This is a genomic window from Kushneria sp. Sum13 (assembly GCF_052692355.1).
In genome coordinates this window covers 1,240,220-1,264,493 of the sequence record NZ_CP199847.1, presented here as the reverse complement: position 1 = coordinate 1,264,493, position 24,274 = coordinate 1,240,220, and the positions used below count along the sequence as shown (strand labels likewise).

The following is a 24,274-nucleotide window of genomic DNA, read 5'->3' as shown; positions in this document are numbered from 1 at the left end:
ACTGCCAGCGCGAGGCTGGCAGTGTGGATCGTGACTCAAACGGCTCGGCTCAGGTAAAAAAGAGCTGGCGAAGGGCATCGCCCGGGTCCGATTCACGCATGAAGCGCTCACCCACCAGAAAAGCATTAACGTTGCCGCGGCGCATGCGTGCCACGTCTTCACGAGTCGCGATGCCTGACTCGGTGACCACGCGCACGCCTTCGGGGACCTTTTCCAGCAGTTCGAAGGTTGTGTCCAGCCGGGTCTCGAAGGTGTGCAGATCGCGGTTGTTGATGCCGACCAGCGCAAGATCCAGCTTCAGTGCCCGCTCAAGCTCTTCAAGACTGTGCACTTCAACCAGCACGTCCATGCCCAGCTCAATGGCCAGCGTATTGAGCGCTTTCATCTGGCGGTCTTCAAGCGCTGCCACAATAAGCAGGATCGCATCGGCCCCCATGCTGCGCGCTTCATACACCTGATAGGGCGCCACGATAAAGTCCTTGCGCAGCACCGGCAGCTGGCAGGCCCCGCGTGCAGCGATCAAAAAGCGCTCGCTGCCCTGGAAATAATCAGCATCGGTCAACACGGAAAGACAGGCCGCACCACCGGCCTCGTAACGCTGGGCAATGGCCACCGGATCAAAGTCAGCGCGAATAATGCCCTTGGAAGGCGAGGCTTTTTTGATCTCGGCGATGACGGCCGGGTCGCCATTGGTCAGACGTTGATTGAGCGCTGCGGCAAAGCCACGGGTGGGTGGCGCCTGTTCGGCGCGCGCACGCAGCGTGTTCTCGCTGATGCTGGCCGAGCGCTCGGCAATTTCTTCATGCTTGCGCGCAATGATTTGCGTCAAAATGGTAGGCAGCGTGCTCATGCAGTGTTCCCTGAAAATCGACCGGCCGTGACAGGACGCAACGCCCGGTCGCTATTATGATAATTCAGTCGCCGGCCTCGGCCAGTCGGGCAGAAAACTCTGCCAGTGCGTCCAGTTTTGCAAGCCCCTGCCCTTTGCCAAGCGCCTCGCGTACGGTCTGCACGCCCTCCCTGAGGGAGCTGACCACATCGGCCACATACAGGGCAGCGCCTGCGTTGAAGGCCACCATGTCCGCCGCCACGCCTTCGCCGCGCAGGGCAGACTTGACCAGCACCAGGCTGGCCTCGCTGCTGTCGGCGCGAATCGCCTCCAGCGGCTGGCGCTCCAGTCCAACATCCTCGGGCGTGACCACATACTCGCTGATCTCGCCGTGATGCAGCTCGGCCACCCGGGTGTTTGAGGCAATCGAGAACTCATCAAGTCCGTCCTCGGCATGAACCACCAGCACATGCTGACTGCCCAGGCGGCGCAGCACCGTCGCCATGGGCACCAGCAGATCAGCGCTGTAGACCCCGATGACCTGACGCGTGGCGCCGGTGGGGTTGGTCAGCGGACCAAGGATATTGAACATGGTGCGTACACCCAGCGCCTTGCGGACCGCCACGGCGTGACGCATGGCCGTATGGTGGTTGGGGGCGAACATGAAACCGACCCCGACCTCCTCGATGCAGCGGGCGATCTGTTCGGACGATAGCTGGAGCGACACACCGGCGAGTGCCAGCAGATCGGCACTGCCGGAGCTGCTGGACACGCCCCGACCACCATGTTTGGCCACACGGGCCCCGCAGGCGGCGGCGGCAAAGCTGGAGGCCGTCGAGACATTAAAAAGCCCGGCACCATCGCCGCCGGTCCCCACGATATCGACCACGTGATCGGCATCGACATGGACCGGATACATCAGCTCGCGCATGACCATCACGGCGGCCGTAATCTCATCGACGGACTCCCCCTTCATGGCAAGACCGACCAGAAAACCGCCCATCTGCACCGGATCAGCTTCCCCGCGCATGATGGTCGACATGACCGTTCGCATCTCGTCCAGCTCGAGATCCTCACGGCGCGTTACGCGTGAAATGGCTTCCTTGAGCTCCACGAGTTTCTCTCCATGCCACGGGCAGCAGGCGCCGCCCGAAAAAGGTTATCGCGCCAGACAAGCGACGCGTCAGGGCCTCAGGCCTCGGCCGTCGCTCCCCGAGAAAGGTTGCGCGGCTGACGCTTGAGGAAGTTGGCCAGAAGCTCGTGGCCCTGACGTGACAGAATCGATTCCGGGTGAAAGAGCACGCCTTCCATGTCCAGCGTTTTGTGACGAATGCCCATCACGATGCCGGGCGTTACATCATCACTGACAGTTGTCGCCGTAATCTCGAAACACTCCGGCAGCGTCTCGCGTGCCAGAATCAGCGAATGATAACGCGTCACTTCCAGCGGGTTTTCAAGATCTGCAAAGGCACCCTGACCATCGTGATCCACCATCGACGTCTTGCCGTGCATCACCATCGGTGCCCGGATCACCTCACCGCCATAGGCCTGGCCAATGGCCTGAAACCCCAGACAGATCCCGAAGATCGGAACCCGACCGGCAAAATGGCGGATCAGCTCCAGCGAAATACCGGCTTCACTGGGGCTGCAGGGGCCCGGTGAAATCATTAAGTGGGTAAAGTCACGCTGCTCGATCTCCTCGATCGTGAGCGTATCGTTGCGAATTGTCTCGACCTCGGCCCCCAGCTCGCCCAGATACTGGACGATATTGAAGGTAAAGCTGTCGTAGTTGTCGATCATCAATACTTTCATGGCCCACTAGCCCCGTGGTTACTGGCCTCGTCATCCGATGACCATGATTTTTACCCAGAATTTTACCCAGATCGATAAAAGTACCCGGGCAGGGCTCACCAACTCAGCGGCCCAGATAATAGCAGACGTGTCAGGTAATTAGGATACGACTCCAGATGCGTCGATGAGAAGTGCTAAAGGAACATTTGACGCTGCCGATAGGTATGAATGCGCACTTGAGACATGCGCATTCCTTATAGTAGAAGCCTTGCCCGGACGATCCCCTCGTGCCGGGCTTTTTTGTCAGCGATCCCTGCATAATGGTCATACGCTGGCGGGCCCCAGCAGCTCACCGCGCTCATCATCAACGCCTGGCGGTGCATCATCCTCAATCAGTAGCGCCAATCCCCGCCCCTTGTTCTGCAACGTCATCTGGCCCCCACAGCTATGCCCTGACCTCATTGGGATTGACCCAAGCGCTGCGAAGCCGGTGAATACGCCGGGCTTCGTTCCTGCTATGTGCAGCTCCTTGATCAACAAGTCTTTTGATTCAAAACCCCATTTTTTTTATTAAAACTCGGGCGGCTTTTATGGATGGCCTTTCTATGAAAACGAACATCATATAAGCAATAAATATGCTTAAAGATACTGAAAACGAGAAATTAACTAAAGAGTTAGCATATTGACTCGATATATGATCAAGAAACGGAGGACTTATCTTTTTTATTAAATCGTTAACCACTATATGGCAAAGGTAGAGAGAGTAAGATATGTTTCCCAAAAAAATAAGCACATTAGATTCTATAACGCCTCTCGATCTTTCAATAATTATTAGCAATATGATAAATAATATGGACCATGCGCCGTAAGCATCTATGCCCAACCCTCTATAATAACCGTTAACCAAGAACGGGAAGAAGAAGATCAAGCACAGGAAGAGCGAGACTGGTGCAACATTTCTGGCCCTTAAAAAAATCGAGTCGGGGATTCTGTAATAAATTGATGCAATCAGCATTCCCGCTAAAAACTCTAACAGCATGGAGTTGCCAAATACTTTAACTATCCCCTCAAAGCTATTGGCAGCAAAGTAATTAGGCCCATCATCGCCATGGAAACCTACATGACCATTACTAAAAATCTGAAGAGAAAAAACAGAAATAATAATAAATGATGAGCATATGAACACCCTCCACTTGTGATTAATAGCCAGAGCCGTCAAAAATATAGAATAGAAAGCGACTTCATAAGTTAATGTCCAAGCCACGACTAATAAATTGTATCCAAACTCAGGGGCGCTTACATTGTAATTTAAGTGGATAAGTATTAAAGATTTAATCAAAGACTTAAGACCAGAGCTGCTATCCACGAGAAAGAAATATGCCAAGCATGCAAAAACAAAAGGCGGCCATATTCTAAAAATTCTTTTTATGGCAAAGCTTGCTTTCCCTCTATCTTTTCGAGTGGCATGAACTATGACAAAACCACTCAGGATAAAAAAAAGATCAACCCCAAAGGAACAATATCGAAGCATGCTAAACAAAACAGAATCATTGGGAAGCCAGCTTTTTAAGTGGTAAAGAACAACTGTAATTGAAGCTATCCCGCGCAAGTAATGCAAAGACCAAAGAAAGTTTTTATTCATCATAGATAAGAAGCCAGAAATTTTCAGTGCTTACTTCATCCTACCATGACTCATATTAAGGCATGAAAACAAGAAACCAAGTAGAAAAAGATGGCGCTGGGCGAAACATAAAACCCAGCGCAAACACAAGCTTCGACTAGATCAAGAAAACGTCAAAATCATCAAAGAACGCGACACCGCCAGCACTGGAACCGGCAACGCCGCAGACCTGGAAAGATTTAGCGCCTGCTGGCACGCGGCTCTGCACACCCATTTGCTGCCACGTCGTGGCATTTTTATCAAGCAGAGTCCCATTGACCGCAGAAATCTGCCCCCCCCCCTGCGTTAGGCTCGCTATAGAAACGAATCTGAATCTGCAAAGTGCTGCCATCAGGAGCGCCTGATGAAAGTCGTGCATAACAGGATGCGGCGGCTTCTTCTCCAGCAGTACACTCAAAGCTCTGTCGAATATCCGAAAATCCTGAGGAAGATGCCTCAAACACCTTCCTCACTGCTCTGCCGCCATGCCTCCCACTGTCCTGTACAACGGATGTTGTGACATTGCTCACTCCCGACGACACCCAGCCCCTCAGGTCCCCATCCTCAAAGCCGTGATTTCTGACGATTTGGCCGAAATCATTATGCCGAGGAAAGGCGCCTCCTCCGGTTGTCAGAGTGGTCGGCCTGACTGTGCAGGAGTAACCCAGCGCAGGCGCTGTACTTTCGGTCTCCCGGTGAAATATTACTGAATTTTTACCATATGTTTGCAGCACTCCGCCATTCAGTCGGCTATTACCGATACTGTCCTGGAGAACAGAAAAGTAAAAGGGGCGCGCCGGGCTGGCAAAATCGACAAAGTTGCAGTCTCTCATCTCAACAGAGCTCCGACCCGTAAGGATATGGCGACCGAAGTAACCGGCGCTCTTGTTTTCAAAATGGCAACCATTAAACAGGAGCAGTCCATCTACACTCTGCCAGAGCCAGTCATGGTCGTTATAGTCAAGAGAGGTGCCGTGGAAGTAAAACCCGGTTTGCCCTACAGTTCCACCGCCTTGGACAGGAGCAACATACAAACCATGAGCCGTGCCGAATGAGTTCACGCAGTCGTGTATTGTCCCACCAAAGAAAGATATATTTTCTCCAGAGTTCTCGTGCACCCGCATCGCTATGCCCGCATCCCACGCCCTGCCAATAAGAGGGCGGTAAAAGAACACGCACCACGTCTGAACCCCCCAGTCCAGGCCGATCTTAAACCCGTCGATTTTTAGATCATTGAACGTTGCTTGAGACGTATTACCATCGGGCTCGCTCAATTCATTTCCGATATAAAGCCCAGTGCCATTAAATGTCTCATCTGCGACTCGACCGTCTAGTTTTCCGCGCAGGAAGAGGCCTGAGATGTTTGCGCTAGGAAAATCAAGACCGTTGTAGACGTTATCAGGCCACGGCATGTACCGGATAGCAACGCCGTCTGTGATCAACGAGCAATCAATAGAGGAGCCCGAAAAGTCGAAATCAATCGGGTGATAAAGTTTTACCTGCTGGCCGATCTTGAGGACGCCAGAGTTACAGGCCCCGGGCAATAAGAAGCGCTTGCACGCATCGATACAGGCTTGCAGTGCGACCGCATCGTCGGTAGTGCCGTCGGCCCTTACACCGAACCACTGAACATGAACCCGGCCCGAGAACTGACGCACCCATGCCCCTGATGCACCAGTAGTGTCAGATGATGGCGCGACATAGATACCCTCACTCGGATCGTTGGTCACGTTGACGCTTTGATCATCCGATGAGAAAACGAAATACCCATCACCCCCGTCGCCGGCAGCGCTTCTGCCCGACACGTAAACCGCCCCCCTGCCCTCAAAGGTTTTCAGTTCTTCATATGCAGAAAGGTTTTTGCTTGCCTTGGCAACAGCGGCGGGAAGATTCACAGCCTCGCCAATCGGCAAACGGGCGCCGGTGTTTCGATCAACCAGATCGCCATAAATAGCAATGTTAGACATCAGTTTTCAGCTCCGTGCCGGATGTAATGGTTATGGTGGTGTTTTCTGGTACTGCGAATTCAACGCCTTCTTCGACGTAGATGTCGGGCCCAATCAGCAGGCCGTTGCTGTTTGCAGGCCACAGCGGGTCTTCGGTGATGGTGTTGCTGTGAAAGATGCCGGGGGTATCTGAGTAGAGGGCGCCGCGCGGCTTATAAACGAGCGCGCCGGACTCGAAGCGGTACCGGGTGTTGTGCCCGTACTTCGTCTCGTCTTCGAAGATTTCGACCACCTGCCCTTCTTCCAAGGCAGCCGCCTCGGCTTCGGCATAGGTATCGAAGTAGAGGACATTGCCAGACGACTCCGACGCCACACGCGACTCCTTGGCATAGGCCTCGGAGAGGTTGGCCGAGAGACCGGCCTGATAGGCGTCCTGCTCGGTGGCCAGCGCTGCCCGCTCTGCGCGATCGCGCGCCGCCAGCGCGGCTTCAAACAGCTTGATCGAGGGATAGCGCTTGACCTCTTCGGCCTGCCCATTGACGACCTGATACAGGATCACGAATTCCTGCTCGATCTCGGACAGCACTGAGAAGAAGGCGCCATCTCCCGTGGCCGCCAGCCCTGCCGCCAAATCGTCATGCAGTGCAAAGTTGGGCATGTAGCTGGCGACCAACTTGGCCAATGACGGTCGGCTCTTGCCGTCAAGCGTAGCGTCCATCTCAGGCCCGCCCAGTAGCACCTCATCCCAGAACCTGACCTGCTCGCCCAGCCGGTTCGTATACGTGGTGATGTTGCCGGTATCAGAAGCCATGTTTTCTCCTGGCATAAAAAAACCGCCCGGAGGCGGTTGTGGTATTCATCGTGTTGAATTGGTCAGGCTGTGGCCGGCGGATCGGCGTCGTCATACTCGTAGATCTCTGGCGCGTAGTTGACGCCGTCGACTTTGACGCCATCCATACCCGAGGGGCTGGCGCTCATCACCAGCACAGGGAATGACCATGTCTCGAGCGTGCCGAACTGCACGATCGTCGGCTCCATCTGATCCTCGATGGTGACCGGATCGAACTTTGGATTCGCGCACAGCAACACATGGGGATCATCGGTCTGATCTGCCTTTAATGGCCCGGCCGTGGTGCCATCCGGACGTCGCAGGGAGACCACATGCGCCTCCCCCTCCTGCCATTTGAAAGGCTCGGTGAGCATCAGGCGCATACGCCCATCGTCTTCACGTAACCAATCCAGCACCAAGGCGCTTTGGCTGTAGCCGGGCACGTCATCCGATACCGGGCAGTACGACAGATACCGGCTATTGAGCGCGTCCATCTCGGTCTTCCATGAATACTGGAAGCGCTGATACTTGATGCGCATCAGCTCCCGCATGCCCAGCCGCCACGCCCGGGTTTCGTCCGTTATTCCCTCAACCTTGAGTTTTTTGGTCTTGCGTCGCTCGGATCCGGGCAGCGCACACATGACAGTGGTCTTTTGCCAGGTGATTGCTGAGGTGTACTCGACTTCGACCGAATCATGGTCGTCATCGCTGGGCGCTGAATACTGTCGCGTCAGTGGGCCGGTCATGTTCTGCGGGCTGTACTGGTGGTCCCACACCTCGCGTGGCCCATCGCGCACCGGCAGCACCTGTCCGTGCTGGATGGTGACGTCGGCATAGCCTGGCGTCAGCGCCAGCTTCAGTGCTTCCTTCACCGTGGTCTCGTCCTCGATCGTGCAGTCGAGCGTGTCACCGCGCTGGCGCCAAAGATTGTCGAGACGGTCCAATGCATCAAGGTCGATCTCGGCGTCCGTGTATCCGCTCGACTTCAGGATGTAGGCCACGAGCGGGGCAATGTCCCGGGTGGGCTCCTGTTGCTGCCAGACGCCATTACGACGCACCGGCAGCATTCTTGTGCCGATGGCAGAGATCAGGTTTTCTGACTGGCTGGCGAGCTTCTGGCCGCCCTTGAGCGTGATGGCAATGGTGGTCACACCCTCGTATCGATCGGGCGATTCGATGCGAGAGCGCAACCCGTACCACTGCACGTCATCCTGTATCTGTGTATCGGTACTTTTCTCACCGATGCGGCGCATTCGCACTTCGGGCCGCATGGCATAGGGCAGATTGATGCGCTGGGTAAATCCCAGCTGATCGAGAGTCGTATCCCTGAAGGTGCGCTTGATGGACGTCCATGCCCCGCGGTCGGCGATGTCACGCCACTGGATCTCGACCTGCACCGAGTATTCGCGCAGGTCGCCATCATCATCAATCTCCGCCAGCCCGCCGGGGAACATGACATCCCACTCGATGGCATTGGTCTTGGCGCCGTAGGGGCTGGCCACGAATGCGCCAGCCCAGTCGCCCTCTACTGTCGATGCATCCAGTACCACTGTCGTGTCACGGCTCGTCTGTGCATCAAAGCCCGGCCAGTCCTGATCAGACTCCCCGGCATCATTGAGACGCGACACCGTAATCTGCTGGCTGGATGCCGACACGATCGAGTATTTGAAGCCGGGAAAGCCAAAGGCGCTGCGTTTCGAGCCGGTGGCGAGATAGCGCGCCGGCTGCCCGTTGGGGTTGTTCAGGGTGATGCGTCCGGGCTGTCCGTCTTCGTGCGAGTAGCTGGCCACCACATAGGTTCCGGCGTTGTCGCCCGCCAGCTCGACCGGCATACCTTCATACGGATCTAGCGCAGTGAAGTCGCCCTCGATGATGTCGGCCGCATCGCCGCCATCAATCACGATGACATCCTGCGGCACTCGAATGATGGCGATCATTCCCGACTGCCAGCCATCCGGGAATGAGCCGGCATCGTTGGGAATGGTGACCAGCGAGCCGCTCAGCACGTAGGCACTGGCCGATGGGTTACGGCTGACCGAGTAGGTGGTGGCCAGCTCGACGCCGGCGGTACCCGTCGATGTGCCGCCAACCTCTGGCGCATCGTGCCAATGGATCCGCGCGGGGTGATCAATGTACTCGCCCGGCCCGAATATCTGGTATTCACCGCCGGACCCCAGCGAGATGATGGGCGTGTCGCCCACATAGACGTCTTCAGGGTCAATCAGGTATTGGCCCTTGCCGAAACAAAGCAGCATTTCTGTGCGCTGCTCGCGCTTTGATTCGAACCACCGGCGCGGGGGGTTCAGGTAATCAGGGTACCTTCGCATGCGCCCGGCTATCTCCGGCAGAACCGCGCCCAGCTTTGGCTTGTTGCCCTTGGCATTCGCGCCGTAGAGCTCCTGCCCCTTGCCCGGTGAGTTGTAGTCGTTGCCGCCGATGCTGGGCGTATTCACGAACAGCTTGAACACGCTGTTGATGACTCCGGAGATGATCGAACCGATGGCCTCGAACGCCCCGCCCTTGGGCTCGATCACGATCTTCACGCAATCGTCACCGGTAATGCGCGTACTTGCCCAAATCGCCGGCGGGATCAGACATCCATTCAGCGTGATGCTGATGGGCGGCTGTTGACCGGCGGCCATAAAACGCTGCCGGCCTTCTTCGTAACCGTGCACCTCCGCCAGCAGCCACTGCTCGACAGTCACATCATCGGCATAGTGGGTTTCAGCCGGGCGCCCTTCCAGGCTCGATGGATAGATCTCGATCACGGTAGTACCTCACCCGAGTGTATTGGCGTTCAAAATCAGGGATACGCATCCAGCGCGGCCCACCCGGGCGCGTCTCAAGCACAGCGAGGCCGCCTTCAATTTCAACAACGACAGCCACATGCAGGCACAGCCTGCCGCGATACACCGCAACAATGGCGCCGGGGAATGGCTCACATTCCTGCATCACCTCCCGCTGCCGATCGTGCGCTTCGGTCAGCGCTTCCTTGTCCATTGCATGGATGCCGCCGAAGGATGGCAGCAGGGGCAGCCCGTACAGCCGGTGGCGCACCTCGCGCACCAATGCCCAGCAGTCATAGGCCGGGCGACCGCGCACGAGCTCGCCGCGCCCGCAGTCCTTATAGACTGAGGTCAGGTAGTCATTGAGCATGGGAGCGCCTACAGGTAGATGAGACCGGGAGAGAATTGCGAGGTATAACGCTCACGCGGCCAGGCCGTTCCGATCATGTCATTGTAGCTGGCCGTTATTTTTGCCATGCCACCCTGCATGGTCACGTCCTTGACGATCATCTGCATGGGCAGCTCGGCGGGCTCTTCAAGATTGGTAGAGAGATAGAGGCGGTACGTCATCCGCACCGGGTAGCCGGCCTTGTGGGTCTGGTCGATGATGCGTGACACCTCGCCCATAACGTTGACCAGGCCAAACTGGATGGCCTGCTGCCCGCTGCTGTCATGTTTCGGCAGCGAGATCTCGATGCCGCAGGCCTCGAACGTGACCCGCTCCCCATCCGGCAGGGTGACGGTCACGTCTTCAAAGCCCTGCACGACACGGATGCGTTCGTCGAAACCGTCGCTGTAGAAGTCCAGCGTTGGCAGCAGCACCTGACCGGACGGCGCCGATGCATACACCACGCTGAGCAGATTACTGGTCATCGGCTGCCCCCTGCTCCCAGTAACGTGTGTAGTAAAGTCGGGACACGTCTTCGAGACGCTCGACAGCGGTGATAAAGTCGCCGCCGGCGATGATCTCGATCGTCTCGGTTTCGGTCAGCGTCGGACGCTCGAACACTTCCAGCTCGGCTGAATAGCGCCAGTATTTACCGCCGGTCAGCGTCGGTCCGTCATAGATGTCGGTAAAGCGCGCTCGGTACTGCCGGATGCCTTGCGGTGTCCTGATCGGCAACAGGCCCCAGTCAGCGCCATCCGTGAGACCGAACCGGTACCATCCCTCAAACAGGGCGGCTTCAGGCTCGGTCATCAACCATGCCACTGTCACCATCGATGGCGTGGAAGTGAATCGCTGGCGCTGCCGGGCGCGCCCGGAATCCATATCGGTGCGCATCAGGGGTGATGTGTGCTTGAAGCCATACCCCTCCTGCAGCGGCAGGGGCAGCGTGGCGGGATATTCTGCAAGTGCCATTATGCCCCCTGGGCCTTAAGTCCAAACTTCGTTTTGATGGCCTTCGACCGCGGGCCATCGCCCATGATGTCCGCCACGAACACATCCACTTCAGTCGAGCCATCAGCACCGGTGCGCTGGCGTCTCTCACCTGCACGGCTGCTGTCCTCGATCATGTTGATCGTGACGCCACTGCCACCGCCGGCCTGATTGCGACTCACGCTGTCCAGCGTCTGATCCAGCTTCGCGCTGGTCTGGGCTGTAGTAACCCGCTCGCCCTTTTCGAGCAACCATGTACCGGTCTGAGGGACCGAGTCGATACCGTCATGGGCCATGCCGCTGAGGCTGGCAGATTGCACCGAAGAGATCTGCGCGGTCTGGTATGCCAGCGCGGCGCCGGCCGCCGCAACACCAAGCGCCGGGCCAACGAACGGGATGCCTGCCATCGCGGCGTAGGCATCAGACGCTGTCTTCGGGGCATTCATGATGACCTTGGCCAGCGCATAAGCTTTCTCGAGCGCAAACGCGGCGCGGTACTCGGCGGACTGCTCACCGAAAAACGTCTTGGTGATGTCAGACATGTTGCCGAAGAACTCTTCGCCGGCGGCCATGCGCGCCACCTGCCGGGCCCGCTCAATGTCTTCGAGCTTGGCTTCGTGCTCTTCCTTTAGCGCCCGTTCCTGATCGTCCCACTGCGCGTTGAGGTCGGCACGTTCGGAGCGGAACTCGTCCAGCATTTCGAGCTGGGTCGAGTACCACTCTTCCAGCTTTTCCTGTGCGTCATCTACCTTGTCCAGCTCGCCCAGCGGGCCGCCCACCGTGGCATCCAGCCCCTGATATTCAGGCGCATCAGAAAAGGCAGCGCCCGCAATACGGGACGCAACGTCGGAATATTCCTGCTGCGATACCGTCATCGCATCCAGCACCGCCAGCCGCTCACGCAGCTGCGCCGTGCGCTTTTCTTCGTCGGTCTGCAGAGAACCCAGCAACTGCTGGTAATCCTGAGTCGCTTTCTCCTGCTCCTTGAATGCAGCAACCGTATCCAGCGCCACTTCGGCCTGCAAAAGCTGGCTTGTGGTCGCGCCATCAAGCGCCAGCTTGTAGAGCTGAATTTCATCAGCAGTCATGCCGACCGTTTTGGCCTGCAAGTCCAAAGCATCCAATTGCGACTGGATGGCATCAGCCGCTTTTTGCGCGGCTTCAGCAGCATCATGATCGATCGGGCCTGACCCGGTACCGGTGGCGATACGCACCGGAAGATCGACGCCTTCTGCCATCTTGGCCTGGACGTCATCCAGGTACTTTTTGATAGCCGTGCTGGGCGGCTCACGATCGGCGATGTCTGCCAGATCCTGCTGGAAGCCATCAAGCTCCACGCGTGCATCGGCTGCCTGCTTCTGAATGCCGGCGAAGAACTCCGACTCTCTGAAACTGCCCAGCAGCTCTATGTCATCGACACCCGGGATAGCATTGACACCGCGGATGATGTTGTTGATGCCGTTGATGGCCGTCTGGATGAAGTAATCCATCGACTCATAGCCGGACTCCGCAAACTCGGCCACGGCCAGATTCATCGAGGCCATGGCCACCTTGAACTGAGCATCCACCTTCTGGAATTCGTAGAAGCCATCCAGCAGCGGACCAAGCGCCGCCACTGCGTTGTGCAGCGCACCGGGCAGAGCTTCGCGCAAACCATCGGCGCCATCGGCTGCATCGACGATATAGTCGGCCAGCACGCTCAGATACGGTGCGAGCTCGGCGGCCAGCAGGTTGCTCATCGAGCTGAGAATCGAGGTCAGCCGAGTAAACTGGTCGCGGAATTCACCGAGCCGCGCGATGTCCATTTCAGACAGCACGATGCCCAGGCTGTCCGCCTCGGCCGCCATTTCCGCAAACCCGGCGCCGCCATCCTTCAATAGCGGGATCAGCGCTGTGGTGTCACTGGCCATGGCCTCCAGGTAGAAGGTCATATCGGCCTGCGACAAATTGGCCTTTTCCAGACTGTCGTAATACAGCTGCAGCGCCTGAGGGCCTGAGAGATTTCGGAACTGCTCTGCGGTCACCCCGACCTGCGGGGCAATGTTCTCGAAAAAGTCGGCCATGGCACCACCGCCGGTGGCCATGAAATCACCGACGCGATCGTTCACGTCTTTCAGAATGTCCGACAGCTTGTCCTGCTCGAGGCCAACGCTGTTTGAGGCATACGCCAGTCGCTGAAATTCTTCGACCGAGGTATTCGCCACATTGGCCTGATTCTGCAGCTCCTTCGCGCTTTCGGCGGCATGGTTCGTGAACGCGATAATCGCAGCGCCAGCACCGGCAACCGCAGTGCCAGCGCCGACGATGGAAGCCGTGGCGGCCTTGACGCTTCCGGCGATCGCGGTCATCTGCTTTTTGGTTTGCCGCTGGGCCTGATCCAGCGGGCCGGTAAAGCCGCCAATGCGAGCCACCAAATCCAGCGTTAATTGTCCGAGGCTCGCCATTGACTGTCTCCGTTAACGCCAGGCATCCATGGCCTGCTCCAGCGATATTGCCGGTTCTGATTCATGCGGCATGAAGTCGTAAAGCTTCACGGGCTCCGCATCCTTCTTCTTGTGCGCGTTGGTGTAGAGCGCGGCCAGCAGCGCCGAGGCGCGCTCTATGCGCATGCCGGTATGCAGCGTGCCGCGCTTCTGCCGATAGGCCACCCAGCTCAGAAACTCCGGGTAGCTGATGTTGCGCTGGGCCTCTTCTATCGTGCGGCCGCCGATACCGCACATGACCAGCTCGTGCCATATCTCGTCCGTGGCGGTCAGCTCTTCGGCGTCTGGCGCTTTCCCAGGCCGGACACATCACCGATCACGCGCAGCAGCTCCATCGTCAGCCCATGATTGAGCGGGCCGCGCTCCGGGTCCGCTTCGCCCGTAATGTCGCCAGCCTTGAAGATGGGTTTGCCGTCTTCATCGCAGATGCAGTACGCGATTCGCGCCGCGCCGGCATCGCCGCCAGCGCGAACCGAGCTGATGTCGGACATGGCGGTGTGGTAGGACAGCGGGCGCACATGGACGGTGGCCGTGTGTGTTTCATCGCATTGCTTCCACTCGATGTCACGTGCGACCAGGGCGCCACTGAAGGCGCCCATTTCCTTGAGGTTTTCGAGAGTCAGATTCATGTGGTTGCACCCGAGTCAGCCGGGGCGCTCGCCTTCGGTATCCATGCCGAACCGCCGGAGCGCTGAATGGTTGCGGCCGTGGCCACGACCGAATTGCTCTGGAAGTCGAACGGGAAGTCGGAGACATAGCCCTCGAACACGAACCACGTTCGCGTATCCGGCAGCTCGAAGTCAGTGCCCTCAGCATTGACGGCTGGCGCTGCTGTACCGTCAGACCAGCCGACTGCCCACTTCACATCTTCGATCGTGCGGCTTTCGGACAGCTCGTGCAGGCGAATGTGGCTCGCATACTGCGGGTCAGCGTTGACGCCCAGCGATGCCTGCCCGGGAGTTCGCAGGCCGCGCTTATAGGTGCGGTCCTGATCCTCGAGACAGGTGGTTTCGATCTGATCCGCCGGGGCACCCGCCGGGTTGAACGATGTGGCGCACTCGACCGTGACAACCTGCTTGGTCTCGGGGTCGAGGAAATAGACGTTGGTACCCTGGGCCAATACAGCCATGGTGTTCTCCTATGCCCCGGCGGGGCGTTCTTGGGGCGTAAAAAAACCCGCCTGGGCGGGGTCTTCTGGGAAAGTCAGCGGGGCGTCAGCCAGTCGACATCAAAACTGATGTGGTAATTGCGGGTGTCGGGGTCTCTGTCCTGCCCGCCCCAGCGCGTGACGTGCGCTCGAAGCTCGACGGCATTGCGTACCGCCCGGGCCGCGTCAATAACGCTATTGGGATCGGAGCCGTAGACGTCGACCTGCAGGCCGAAGCCATCGATGTCAGGCCGACCGGCCAGATAGTTCTCCGGCGAGCCGGTGATCACACGCCAGACGGCGTAGGGATGCGCGACATCCTGCGGCGCCTCGCCGAACGGATAGAAGCGCACCGGCGCGGCGCCCAGTACGGCAGTGGCAGCGGACGAACTGGCGACGGCTTTAAATATCGGTGGATACATCAGCCGCCTCCGTTCTTCGCTGCGCGTTTGATGGCACGATCAATGGCCTTGCCGTAATGCGTTACAAACTCCTGAGTGGCGGCATTGGTGCTTTCCGCCAGCGCGGGCCGAATGAATGGCACGGCCGGGATGTTTTCGGTACCGAATTCCAGATAGCGCCAGTAGAAGGTATCGCCACCGGGATTCTGCAGATTCTCCTGGCGACTGCGAGCACCGCCGCGCACGCCGACATGAAAGTGCAGATCACCAGTGGCCCTAAACTTTTTGCTGTCCCAACGCACCGCTATGTTGTCTGCGATGTTGTTGGCTGTCTCCGGATCATCCAGCCTTCTGGCGTTGTCCTTCACTCGCTCGCGCACCAGATTGGCTGCCTTTCGCAGCGCGAACCGGCCGCCCTTGAACTTCACATCGCTGGAGACTTCCTCGAGCTTGGCGTTCAGCGAGTTGACGCCCTCGATTTCAAAGCTGATGGAGTCAGCCATCGTTGACGCCTCCCGACACCGGCATGGTCAGATATTGCCGGCCTGTGCGGTTGTCCGGCAGTACGCCTTCAATGTTGTAAATCAGGCCGCGGTGCAGAATGCGCATCGTGGGATTAAGCCCTTCTCGGTACCGGATGGTAATGCGCGCCGTTATTTCGGCCTGCTCGCCCCGGGAGGCGATGAACTCGCGCACGCTGAGCGGTTCGACGTTGGCCCAGACGGTGACCAGATCGGACCAGCCCTCGATCATCGCGCCGGTGTTGGGGTCCTGCTCAGCCGATCGGCGTTGAATGGTGATGCGGTGACGCAGTGTGCCGGCGCGCATGGTTTACCTCACAGTTCCCGGGGCGGTGGTTTTTCAGGCAGTGAATGCATGGGAGAAGGAGCAGGCTGATAACCGCCGGTATGGCGCGGCGTGCCGTCAAGATAATGGGCGGGCGGCGTGTCATCGCCAGTGCCCTCATCCGCCAGCGCCTCAACCATTTGCAGGTTGATCTCTGCCAGCCGGTTGATCGCCGATGTCTGCTCTTGAATGGCCGCCGTCTGCTCCCGAATGGCGTTCAGGATCATTTTCTGGAAATGTTCGCTTGATGCGGTCACGGGCAATACCTCTCCATTTATTAAGCCATGCGCGGCGGCGCTCACACCCCGGGCAGGCCATCAGACGCCCAGCCTCCGGTGTGGCCACAACAGCATCGGTACTGCCATGGGCGTTTCTGTTATCGACACTCCCGCCGTCACGGCTTCGCGGTTTTCATACCAGTGCCCGATCAGCAGCAGCATGGCGACAATGATTTCATCATCCAGTAGCAGTGCGGTTGGGTCGTCGGCATAGCCCTGCTCGCTGGTGGTGCCGTATAGCTTGCGATCGGTGTAGTGCTCAACGTGACGTTTCGCGGCACCCGAATAGGTTTCCAGTAAAAAGTTGTCGTCGTCGAAGTCGGGCTCAAGCCGCACGTGCTGTTTGATGGTTTCAAGGTCGAGCATTGCGGCTCCCGGAAATAGGAGAGCCGCCCGGGTGGGCGGCTCTGGTGATGTTGCACGCCGGTGTTATTCGGCGGTCTTTTGCTTTTCTTCGATGGCCGTGGCCAGCGCTTCCGGTTCAAGCTCGGCGGCATTCTCGATGCCCAGCTCTTCCGCCAGCTTCAGCTGCTCATCACGCTGCGCGCGCTCGGCCTGCTTCGCCTTGATGGCCTTCTCGAGGTCAGGCTTTTTCATCTTTGCGGCTTCTTCGACGCCCAGCGTCTGGGCTTCGGTCCGGAGGTCTTCAAGTGTCGAGGGCTTGTTGCCACCAACCTTTGTCTCCGGCTCCATCGGCTTGACCACGTACTGAGATGCAAGCCCCAGCCGGATCAGATCCTTGGCGCGGTCAGTGTCTACATCCGGCATTTTCTGGCCCGCTCTTACCAGGCCTTCCTTGCCATTGAAGGTTTTCAGTGCTGTCAGATCCATCAGCGATCAGGGCGCGTCTCCGCGCCCTGCTCCATGGTTATGTGATGCGTGGTCGCCGCCGATCAGGCGCCGGCAGTGGCATCAGTCGTGTCAGGGAAGGCGCCGACCACGAACGACTCGGGACGGTAGACCGCCATCGCCAGACGTTCTTCAGCACGCACGGTCACCATGTTGTTGATGAAGTTGTCACGGTCTTCAGTGGACACTTCCACAGTGGTGTTTTCGCGGTCGAAGATCTGCGCAGCCATGTTGAACGCACCGACCATCATCTGCCCTTCGGGCATGGCCGTGGTCTCGATCACGGGCAGACCCCACAGACGCGGCTGAACACCCGATGTCGGATTGGCGAACACGTAGGCATTATCGTTGGTCTTGGTCAGCTCGATGCGCTCCCAGTCGGTCGGGTGCAGCACGATGCCGCTGGCGCGATACTCGGCCAGACGAACCTGCAGGATCGCGTGACGGATAGCATCGACACGAGTGTCACCAGCGAGGTTCAGCCCGGTGTTGTAGCTGGTGGCCTGCGGGATCAGACCGAGGATGTTCTGACCGGTACCGTCACCCAGCAGCAGCTGCTCTTCTTCGACATAGGTCAGGCCGTAGCGCAGACGACCGTCGATGTAGCTGGCCAGCTGCGGAGCATCATCCAGAATCTGCTTGGTGGCCGGGATCCAGTGCGCGATGGTGCGCACGTTCGACGTGGCAAGCTCAAAGCTCAGGTTTGATTCGGCCTTGCGCTGACCTTCTACCTGCGGTGCGGCGTTGTTGGTGAAGCCCTTTTCACGCACATACTCGATAGAGTTTGAAGTGGTGCGGCCGGGCATGATCAGGTCGCGGATAGTGGCTGCGCGATCGGGCTGGGCAATGATGCCCGGCAGACGCTCGGTGACGACCAGATCAGCGGCTGAATCAGCAGCGCTGGTGATCGCTTTAACTTCGATGCGACCGGTACGACCCTGGCGGCCATCGGCCATGGACTTGAAGGAATCAGTCTCGACGACCGACTGCCCCCAGGTTCGGGACTTGGATTCCGGCTTGCCGCGGCGAGCGCCCTTCTGCTCCAGCGCGGTTAGACGTTCCTGAATCTGGCTGCCTTCCTTTGCCAGCAGCTCAAGCGACTGCTTGGTCGCTTCAGCCATGCTGCCGGTTTCCTTGATTTCCTTCTTGGCGTGTTCACAGAAGTCCTTGATCTCCTGGTCACGCTTCGTCAGCGCGTCCATAAGACCTTTCATTTCAAGGTTGTCGTTATTCTGATCGTCATCGTTGCTGCCGCCACCGCTCTTGCGGCCCATCGAACGACCATGCGGGAAGTTTTGATGCATACCCATGTGCGTATTTCCTTAAAATTTCGGGAGTGAGAAGCCAGAGAGCGCTGAATGCAGCGCCTTGAGGTCTTCGGGATTGGATTGCTTCGCCTCGCCCGCGGACTCACTCCGGAGCAGATGGGACAGGCCACGGTTGGCGATCACCGCAGACTGCGACTTCGAGAAGCCTGCCTCACGCAGGAACCGCTCGAAGTCAGGAAGGGATGGCAGGTCGCCATGCGCAATGGCGAACTTGACCGCCTCGATGCGTGCCTCATCGTTGGCCGGGAACGTGACCAGTGAGATCTCCATCAGGTCCAGCTCTTTGAGCCGGCGCACCCGGTCGACCTCATCAAAGGTGTCGTCCATCACGTAGTAGCCGATCGACAAACCGGAGACGGCCTCGGCCTGCATCAAGGCGTGAGCCTCGCCGGCCTGGCGCACGGTGTCCTTGAGCAGACGACCCTCGACATAAAGGCCGCGCTCATCTTCAACCAGCTTGTCGTAGACGCCGATCGGCTCGCCCTGCCGGTGCTGCCAGAGCACCGGCACCTTGCGGCCACTGGACTTGATGCGCTCGAGCGTCTTGGAGAACGCACCCGGCATGACCACTTCGCCGTAGCTGTCGGCATTGCCGAACACGCTGCCATAGCCACTAAAAAAGCCGTCATCATTGACGGCTTTGATAGAGAGCTCGAAGTCTCGAACCTTGAGCGATGCTTTTTTACGTTTCACGCGGCGGCTCCTTATCTCCCAGCCACGCGCGCAGCGCAGCCTTTGCCTGCTGGTCGTCAGTGTTCTGACCCAGCGCGGAAAGATCGATCATGTTGGATTGCACCGTCAGGGCATCACCACCGGGTGCCGGCGGCATGTTCTCTCTTGCCCTGATTTCGTTGCGGGTATAGATGCCGTTTTGAGACATCTGGCTGTAAAGCGCGGCGCGGCCGGTACTGTCAGCGCGCAGCAGGCCTTCAAGGTTGAACTCGGCAAAGTAGCGCTTGCGCTCGGCGGGCGTGAGCAGCTGGCGCTTGACCGCCTGCTCGATGCGCGTCAGATACGGGCGCAGAACGTAGGTCAAAAACAAAAGGTTTTGCTGTTCCATCCCGGCGCCCCAGCTGGTGGTCTTTTCGGTGTGCCCGATCATCCAGGGCGGCACACGAAACCAGCGGCAAATTTCCTCGATGTTGAAGGCGCGGGTCTGAAGCATCTGCGCGTCTTCGGGCTTCATTGTCAGCGGTTCATACTTGAAGCCGCCCTCCAGAAGCAGTGTCTTGCCGGCGTTATTTGAACCGGTGAACTCCTGAAGGTTTTCTCGGAAAACTTTTCGTTGCTCCGAGGTGAGCGTCTTGTCCGCCTGAACAAACCCGGAACTCTGCATGCCGTTTGCAAACATCTTGCCGGCGGTCTCTTCCGTGGCCAGCGCCACACTGATCGAGTTGCGCGCCACGCCAATGACCGACAAGCCCACTCGGCCATTCACACCAAACCCTTTGACGTGGAAGACCTCACTTTCTCCGAGCTCTTCCCGGCCATCGGGCCCGTTGTATACAAACAGCAGGTTGCCGTCTTCGTCGTGCTCCGGGTCATTCATGTGCTCAGGCCAGAGCGGCTCGAGCGAAACAACGGTGCCCACACCGTTGCGCGTGATGCGTGAATAGTGGTTACCCCAGAGCGCCACGTGACAGACGACAAGCTCCCAGTATTCGACCGCCGTCAGGTCGGCATGAGGTTGATCATGAAGCAGTGCATAAAGCGAATGATTGGACACGGCAGACTTGCCGCCGCGCTGGTCACGCTCGTAGAGCCCCAGCGGCAGTGTGGCTACTGTCTCCGATAGCAATCGGGCGCATGACCATACCGCTGACAGCTGCAGCATGGTCTGGGCCGTGACGCTCTTTCCTGCAATTGAATCGCCGCCGTAATAGGACCGCCAAAAGCCGCCATCTGTCAGGCGCAGCGTTTTGCCGATCCACTGGCGCGTGGCTGTAAGCAGTCCCATTAAACGATCACCATGTTGTTGATAAAGTCGTCGAGGTCTTCGACGGGTTCTCTATCGTTCGCCATTGCGCGACCGACAGCCATGATCAGCGCCACGGCGCCATCGATCTTGTTGTGGTTGCCCTGCTTGATCGGGCGCACGACGTCGTCGTTCCCGGGCAGGTATTTGCCGATCACGTTGCTGATACACCAGGTCATGATCGGGTTGCCGTCATGATGGAAACGACCGGTGACGATGGCCGCCTCCAGCTCCTTCATGGGGTCCGACATGTTGGTGAAATTCTGTGTGATCGAGATTGGCGACAGTCCCTCATCCGACAGCTGATGCGACAGGTTTGCTGCGCCGTGCGGATCGATCGGCGATTCAAGCGCGGGCGTTTCGGCGCTTGCCTCTTTCGCGGCCTCGAGGATCTCGCGGTAATCAACCTCACCGCCGTCTGTTGCTTCCAGATATTTATCGTTAATCCAGCCCTGAAAGCGATCAGCGGTACGGCGGTCATCGTTTTCGAAAGCGGTGTCTTCCGGCACCCAGAAGCGAGGGCCGATGCTGTAGTAGTGGCGCTTGCCGTCGATTTCCCGCCAGAAGAGACGCGCCATGCTGTTCATGTCCAACTTGCGGGCAAGGTCGAAGCCCAAGATGCAGTTTTCGCCGGCGAACTGCTCGATCGTCAGCGATTTGTCTTCGCATTTTTTCCAGTCTTCGATGTTGAAGAAGTTCTCTTTTGCGGTGACCCAGATGTTGAGGTGCTTGGTCTTGAACTGGTTGGTCTTGCGTGCCCGGTTGATGGCGATCGTTTGAGCTGCGCGTAAGCGATCCCAGCCGACAGATATACCAATATTGGGATTGGCCTTTGCCAATGCCTCATCGCTTTTCCAGTCGTCTCCATCGTCGATGGTGTAGACGATTCCAAAAAGACCATGATCCTGAGTGACGCCATCAAGCATCTCGATAACGCGTTCACGCAGGTCGTAACAGGGACCATCCATGTCTGAACCGGCTGTCGTTATCGTCCACATCAGACCCTGAAGGCGAGCTCCCATGCCGGTTATTAATGTGTCGTAAAGCCCTGAGTCGGGGTGCTCGTGGTACTCATCAACAATCCCGCAGCTCGGACTTGCGCCATCGCCCGGATTCCCGATTACTGGCTCAAAGACAGACCCATCAGGGAGAAGAAGCTTTTTAGCCCAGACACTGAGGGAAAACCTCTTCCTGAGATTCGGAAGTTCTTTCACCATCAACTTGGCTGGCTGGAAAACCATCCATGCCTGCTTTTCACTGCCGGCTCCACAATAAACCTCAGCGCCATTCTCTCCATCTGCGCAAAGGGCATATAGGCCAGTGCCAGCAGCGAGGATCGACTTGCCGTTTTTTCTCGGCACTTCGATATAGACCTCGCTGAAACGCCGGCCTTTGTCTTTCTTCCTCAACCATCCGAATGCAACGCAGTAGATGAAGAGCTGCCACGGCTCAAGCTTTATCCGCTTCCCTTTCCATTCCGCCTTGGTGTGCACCAGAAGCTGGATGAATTCGCATACTCGCTCGGCTCTTTTCTGGTCGAACCGATAGGGATATGCGGCTGCTTTCGACCTCTTAATATCGTCAAGGTGACGCTGACAAGCGTTAATAACATGCCGACAGGCTGGCACTTTTCCGGCTACAACATCACGAGCATATTTCTGGGCCGCATTAACATTCGGGTATGCAGCCATAGATCAGAACCTGTCGAATTCGTTGCCCTCGTCGCCGTCGCCACCTTTGGCGGCACCGTTCAGGCGCATGCGTGTAAGAGGGTCGAGGCCGAGCAGCGATCCCAAACGCGATAGCTGGGAAACGGCTTTGTCTCGAGCGTTGACGACCGGGTGCATTTTCTCGCTGCCGTCAGCCGTGGGAATCGTCAATCCTTCCTTGGCGATCCGGACTTCGGCATCAAGCATCAGCTGCCAGCTATTGCAGTACGCCTGCAACAGCAGCGCGTCTTCGATCTCGAACGTACCGCGATCGATCAGCACTTTTGATTGTTGCTTCCAGGCACGGATGGCGTGATCGCCCATCAGTTCGTCGGGCGGGTTAATTCGGGTGATGGAGCTTTTCTGCTGGCCGGTGGTTTTCGGCTTGCGGCCACCGCCGGAAGCTCTGACCGGCGCATTGTTGTTCGCCATGTCGTGCTCCCGGAAAAATTTCGTTATTTCTCGTGCGTAAAAATTGACTTGAGGTGGCGGTGTCCGGACTCGAAAGGTGTGAGCTTTTTACCCACCCCCTCCCTCCGGCTGCGTCGCGCACCTGGTCGGCGCATCTCCGGCATCGAATCAGGATTTCGCGCGGACCGACTCTGCCTGCGTCTTCGCTTGGTGACATGGACGGCAGACACTGACCAGATTGAACATGCTGTCGGTGCCTCCCTCAGAAACAGGTTTGATGTGATCGACCTCAGTTGCGGGTGTTGCGCGACCTTTGATCTGGCATGGCTGGCACAGATACCGATCACGCTGCAGCACCGCTTCACGCTTGCGCCGCCACGGCCGGCCACCGCGGCCACTCATGCCTTTGCGGCGCTCATTCCAGCCCACGGCCATGTGCTCATGCTCTGGACAATAGCCGTGACGCTCAGTTGTTTTTCCAGCGCATCCAGAGGCGCGACAGGGCCGAGGTACCTTTGCCGGCATCTTTTCGATCCTCTTCCAAATGGCGGCAGCGCGGGCAATTGACCTGCCTTTCACCCACCTGAAAGCCATAGGGGTGCATTACGCGGATAGGTGGCGGGCTTGGAGTGCCGCAGTTGGAGCAGATTTTACCGGTCATCACCGCTCTCCTTGTCCGGTGCAGACTCAACAATCCAATTGATCAGCCTCTGCTGGCGGGCGTCACACCTCTTTGCCGCGGAACGCCAGGCGGTATAACCATTCACGAGGTCGCGGTTCGTGATCAGGGGCTTGGGGGATGGAAGCACGCAACGCCGCATCAACGGCGCTGGCGGCTCCACGTAGATGATCACCGGAACCTTGACCGTCACCTTCTCCGGTACAGGCTGGGTCGAGCAGGCAGCTGACAGCAGGGTCAACAAGAGAATCGAGATAAGCCCGGGTCTCGGCATTGTTCTTCTCCAGTTCTTCCAGGCGCGTTCGGGTCTCGTCGTCCTGTGTGTCCAGTTGCTTCATGCGATCAATCAGGCCGCTGATCGCGTTGCTATCTCGCTCACGCTGAACAGTGAGCTGCTGAACCGTGCCGTCCAGCTCATCATTGGCCTGCTGGAGCTGTTGGTTCTGGTCTTCAACGCGCTCTATCCGCTGCCAGAAACCATCAAGCGCGTTCTGCTGAAACTGGGTCTTGAAGTACAGGCCGATGGTGCAGGCGCCCAGCACCAGCACGGCAAAGATCATTCCCCGGCTCAACATCTTTTTGACACCGATGCCTCCAAACAGGCCCATCAACCATTTAACGCCGATCATCCTGATCCTCCCGGCCGAGGCCGAGGCGCTTGCGCACCTGGGTACTCAGTACCTGTAGCGTGGCATCCGCTCCAATCCAGCCGGCCAGACCTACCAATATCCCTGTCGGTATCCAGCCCAGCTCCAGATAAAGCGCCACTAGAAAAACGAGAAATCCGGCAAAGGCCGCTCCGGCCGCCTTCAATGCCAACATGCTGGCGGTGATGCCGGTGCCTGACTCAGCAGCGCGCGTCAGGTAACCGAGAATGCCGCCAATGGCGGCCAGTACCAGATAAAGCGCAGCCTGAATCACACGGCCCTTGTCTTCGGGTTCGAGCATT

29 protein-coding genes are annotated in these 24,274 nt (G+C 58.1%); all 29 read right to left on the bottom strand.

From position 1 onward, the window contains the following. Positions 1 to 49 precede the first annotated feature (49 nt). The 29 genes from trpC to ACUN8C_RS05840 all read right to left on the bottom strand — a co-directional run bounded on the left by trpC (position 50) and on the right by ACUN8C_RS05840 (position 24,273). Positions 50 to 850 (bottom strand): indole-3-glycerol phosphate synthase TrpC, encoded by an 801-nt coding sequence (gene trpC / locus ACUN8C_RS05980; protein ID WP_108843917.1) that lies wholly within the window; start codon positions 848 to 850, stop codon positions 50 to 52. A 64-nt stretch (positions 851 to 914) separates the two neighbouring features. Then, the gene (gene trpD / locus ACUN8C_RS05975) at positions 915 to 1,943 is read right to left on the bottom strand and encodes an anthranilate phosphoribosyltransferase (protein ID WP_445621353.1); all 1,029 of its coding nucleotides are present in this window, start codon (positions 1,941 to 1,943) and stop codon (positions 915 to 917) included. 77 nt (positions 1,944 to 2,020) lie between these two features. Beyond that, positions 2,021 to 2,641, bottom strand: a complete 621-nt coding sequence (locus tag ACUN8C_RS05970; protein WP_445621352.1) for an anthranilate synthase component II — start codon at positions 2,639 to 2,641, stop codon at positions 2,021 to 2,023. A 529-nt stretch (positions 2,642 to 3,170) separates the two neighbouring features. Next, positions 3,171 to 4,265 carry an acyltransferase family protein gene (locus tag ACUN8C_RS05965; RefSeq protein WP_445621351.1) on the bottom strand — a complete coding sequence of 365 codons (1,095 nt, stop codon included), beginning with the start codon at positions 4,263 to 4,265 and terminating at the stop codon, positions 3,171 to 3,173. A 275-nt stretch (positions 4,266 to 4,540) separates the two neighbouring features. Beyond that, complete coding sequence (locus ACUN8C_RS05960; RefSeq protein WP_445621350.1) at positions 4,541 to 6,247, bottom strand: hypothetical protein; 1,707 nt, start codon at positions 6,245 to 6,247, stop codon at positions 4,541 to 4,543. Next, the gene (locus tag ACUN8C_RS05955) at positions 6,240 to 7,037 is read right to left on the bottom strand and encodes a hypothetical protein (RefSeq protein WP_445621349.1); all 798 of its coding nucleotides are present in this window, start codon (positions 7,035 to 7,037) and stop codon (positions 6,240 to 6,242) included. Before ACUN8C_RS05955 ends, ACUN8C_RS05960 begins: the two co-directional genes overlap by 8 nt. A 62-nt stretch (positions 7,038 to 7,099) precedes the next feature. Then, the gene (locus tag ACUN8C_RS05950) at positions 7,100 to 9,823 is read right to left on the bottom strand and encodes a host specificity factor TipJ family phage tail protein (RefSeq protein ID WP_445621348.1); all 2,724 of its coding nucleotides are present in this window, start codon (positions 9,821 to 9,823) and stop codon (positions 7,100 to 7,102) included. Then, positions 9,780 to 10,211 (bottom strand): hypothetical protein, encoded by a 432-nt coding sequence (locus ACUN8C_RS05945; protein WP_445621347.1) that lies wholly within the window; start codon positions 10,209 to 10,211, stop codon positions 9,780 to 9,782. Before ACUN8C_RS05945 ends, ACUN8C_RS05950 begins: the two co-directional genes overlap by 44 nt. 8 nt (positions 10,212 to 10,219) lie before the next feature. Then, positions 10,220 to 10,714, bottom strand: a complete 495-nt coding sequence (locus ACUN8C_RS05940) for a DUF1833 family protein (RefSeq protein WP_445621346.1) — start codon at positions 10,712 to 10,714, stop codon at positions 10,220 to 10,222. Then, on the bottom strand, positions 10,704 to 11,201 hold the full coding sequence (locus ACUN8C_RS05935; protein WP_445621345.1) for a hypothetical protein: 498 nt from the start codon (positions 11,199 to 11,201) through the stop codon (positions 10,704 to 10,706). The genes ACUN8C_RS05940 and ACUN8C_RS05935 overlap by 11 nt, the downstream gene beginning before the upstream one ends. Next, positions 11,201 to 13,663 (bottom strand): hypothetical protein, encoded by a 2,463-nt coding sequence (locus ACUN8C_RS05930; RefSeq protein ID WP_445621344.1) that lies wholly within the window; start codon positions 13,661 to 13,663, stop codon positions 11,201 to 11,203. The genes ACUN8C_RS05935 and ACUN8C_RS05930 overlap by 1 nt, the downstream gene beginning before the upstream one ends. A gap of 12 nt (positions 13,664 to 13,675) precedes the next feature. Beyond that, the gene (locus tag ACUN8C_RS05925) at positions 13,676 to 13,939 is read right to left on the bottom strand and encodes a phage tail assembly protein T (protein ID WP_086620207.1); all 264 of its coding nucleotides are present in this window, start codon (positions 13,937 to 13,939) and stop codon (positions 13,676 to 13,678) included. Between the two features lie 32 nt (positions 13,940 to 13,971). After that, positions 13,972 to 14,331, bottom strand: coding sequence for a phage tail assembly chaperone family protein, TAC (locus ACUN8C_RS05920; RefSeq protein WP_445621343.1), 360 nt, complete (start codon positions 14,329 to 14,331; stop codon positions 13,972 to 13,974). Next, positions 14,328 to 14,831 carry a phage tail tube protein gene (locus ACUN8C_RS05915; protein ID WP_445621342.1) on the bottom strand — a complete coding sequence of 168 codons (504 nt, stop codon included), beginning with the start codon at positions 14,829 to 14,831 and terminating at the stop codon, positions 14,328 to 14,330. The genes ACUN8C_RS05920 and ACUN8C_RS05915 overlap by 4 nt, the downstream gene beginning before the upstream one ends. Positions 14,832 to 14,905: 74 nt before the next feature. Next, positions 14,906 to 15,271, bottom strand: a complete 366-nt coding sequence (gene gp17 / locus ACUN8C_RS05910; protein WP_445621341.1) for a tail completion protein gp17 — start codon at positions 15,269 to 15,271, stop codon at positions 14,906 to 14,908. After that, a complete protein-coding gene (locus ACUN8C_RS05905) occupies positions 15,271 to 15,753 on the bottom strand; it encodes an HK97-gp10 family putative phage morphogenesis protein (protein ID WP_445621340.1) in 483 nt (160 codons plus the stop codon). Before ACUN8C_RS05905 ends, gp17 begins: the two co-directional genes overlap by 1 nt. After that, positions 15,746 to 16,078 carry a phage head closure protein gene (locus tag ACUN8C_RS05900; protein ID WP_445621339.1) on the bottom strand — a complete coding sequence of 111 codons (333 nt, stop codon included), beginning with the start codon at positions 16,076 to 16,078 and terminating at the stop codon, positions 15,746 to 15,748. The genes ACUN8C_RS05905 and ACUN8C_RS05900 overlap by 8 nt, the downstream gene beginning before the upstream one ends. Before the next feature lie 8 nt (positions 16,079 to 16,086). Next, positions 16,087 to 16,353 (bottom strand): hypothetical protein, encoded by a 267-nt coding sequence (locus ACUN8C_RS05895; RefSeq protein WP_445621338.1) that lies wholly within the window; start codon positions 16,351 to 16,353, stop codon positions 16,087 to 16,089. Between the two features lie 60 nt (positions 16,354 to 16,413). After that, complete coding sequence (locus tag ACUN8C_RS05890; RefSeq protein WP_445621337.1) at positions 16,414 to 16,740, bottom strand: head-tail connector protein; 327 nt, start codon at positions 16,738 to 16,740, stop codon at positions 16,414 to 16,416. Between the two features lie 63 nt (positions 16,741 to 16,803). After that, entirely contained in the window at positions 16,804 to 17,205 is a 402-nt protein-coding gene (locus tag ACUN8C_RS05885) for a Rho termination factor N-terminal domain-containing protein (protein WP_445621336.1), read from the bottom strand. A gap of 62 nt (positions 17,206 to 17,267) precedes the next feature. Beyond that, positions 17,268 to 18,533, bottom strand: coding sequence for a phage major capsid protein (locus ACUN8C_RS05880; protein WP_445621335.1), 1,266 nt, complete (start codon positions 18,531 to 18,533; stop codon positions 17,268 to 17,270). Between the two features lie 12 nt (positions 18,534 to 18,545). Then, the gene (locus ACUN8C_RS05875) at positions 18,546 to 19,244 is read right to left on the bottom strand and encodes an HK97 family phage prohead protease (protein WP_445621334.1); all 699 of its coding nucleotides are present in this window, start codon (positions 19,242 to 19,244) and stop codon (positions 18,546 to 18,548) included. Then, entirely contained in the window at positions 19,234 to 20,508 is a 1,275-nt protein-coding gene (locus ACUN8C_RS05870) for a phage portal protein (protein ID WP_445621333.1), read from the bottom strand. The genes ACUN8C_RS05875 and ACUN8C_RS05870 overlap by 11 nt, the downstream gene beginning before the upstream one ends. Further along, entirely contained in the window at positions 20,508 to 22,217 is a 1,710-nt protein-coding gene (locus ACUN8C_RS05865) for a terminase large subunit (RefSeq protein WP_445621332.1), read from the bottom strand. Before ACUN8C_RS05865 ends, ACUN8C_RS05870 begins: the two co-directional genes overlap by 1 nt. Before the next feature lie 3 nt (positions 22,218 to 22,220). Further along, entirely contained in the window at positions 22,221 to 22,667 is a 447-nt protein-coding gene (locus ACUN8C_RS05860) for a phage terminase small subunit P27 family (RefSeq protein ID WP_445621331.1), read from the bottom strand. 147 nt (positions 22,668 to 22,814) lie between these two features. Next, entirely contained in the window at positions 22,815 to 23,081 is a 267-nt protein-coding gene (locus ACUN8C_RS05855; protein WP_445621330.1) for an HNH endonuclease, read from the bottom strand. A 31-nt stretch (positions 23,082 to 23,112) separates the two neighbouring features. Continuing rightward, positions 23,113 to 23,307, bottom strand: a complete 195-nt coding sequence (locus ACUN8C_RS05850) for a hypothetical protein (RefSeq protein WP_445621329.1) — start codon at positions 23,305 to 23,307, stop codon at positions 23,113 to 23,115. Then, positions 23,297 to 23,599: an Rz1-like lysis system protein LysC gene (lysC, locus tag ACUN8C_RS05845; RefSeq protein ID WP_445621328.1), complete on the bottom strand. Its 303-nt coding sequence runs from the start codon at positions 23,597 to 23,599 to the stop codon at positions 23,297 to 23,299. The genes ACUN8C_RS05850 and lysC overlap by 11 nt, the downstream gene beginning before the upstream one ends. A gap of 341 nt (positions 23,600 to 23,940) precedes the next feature. Continuing rightward, entirely contained in the window at positions 23,941 to 24,273 is a 333-nt protein-coding gene (locus ACUN8C_RS05840) for a phage holin family protein (RefSeq protein WP_445621327.1), read from the bottom strand. Position 24,274 lies beyond the last annotated feature (1 nt).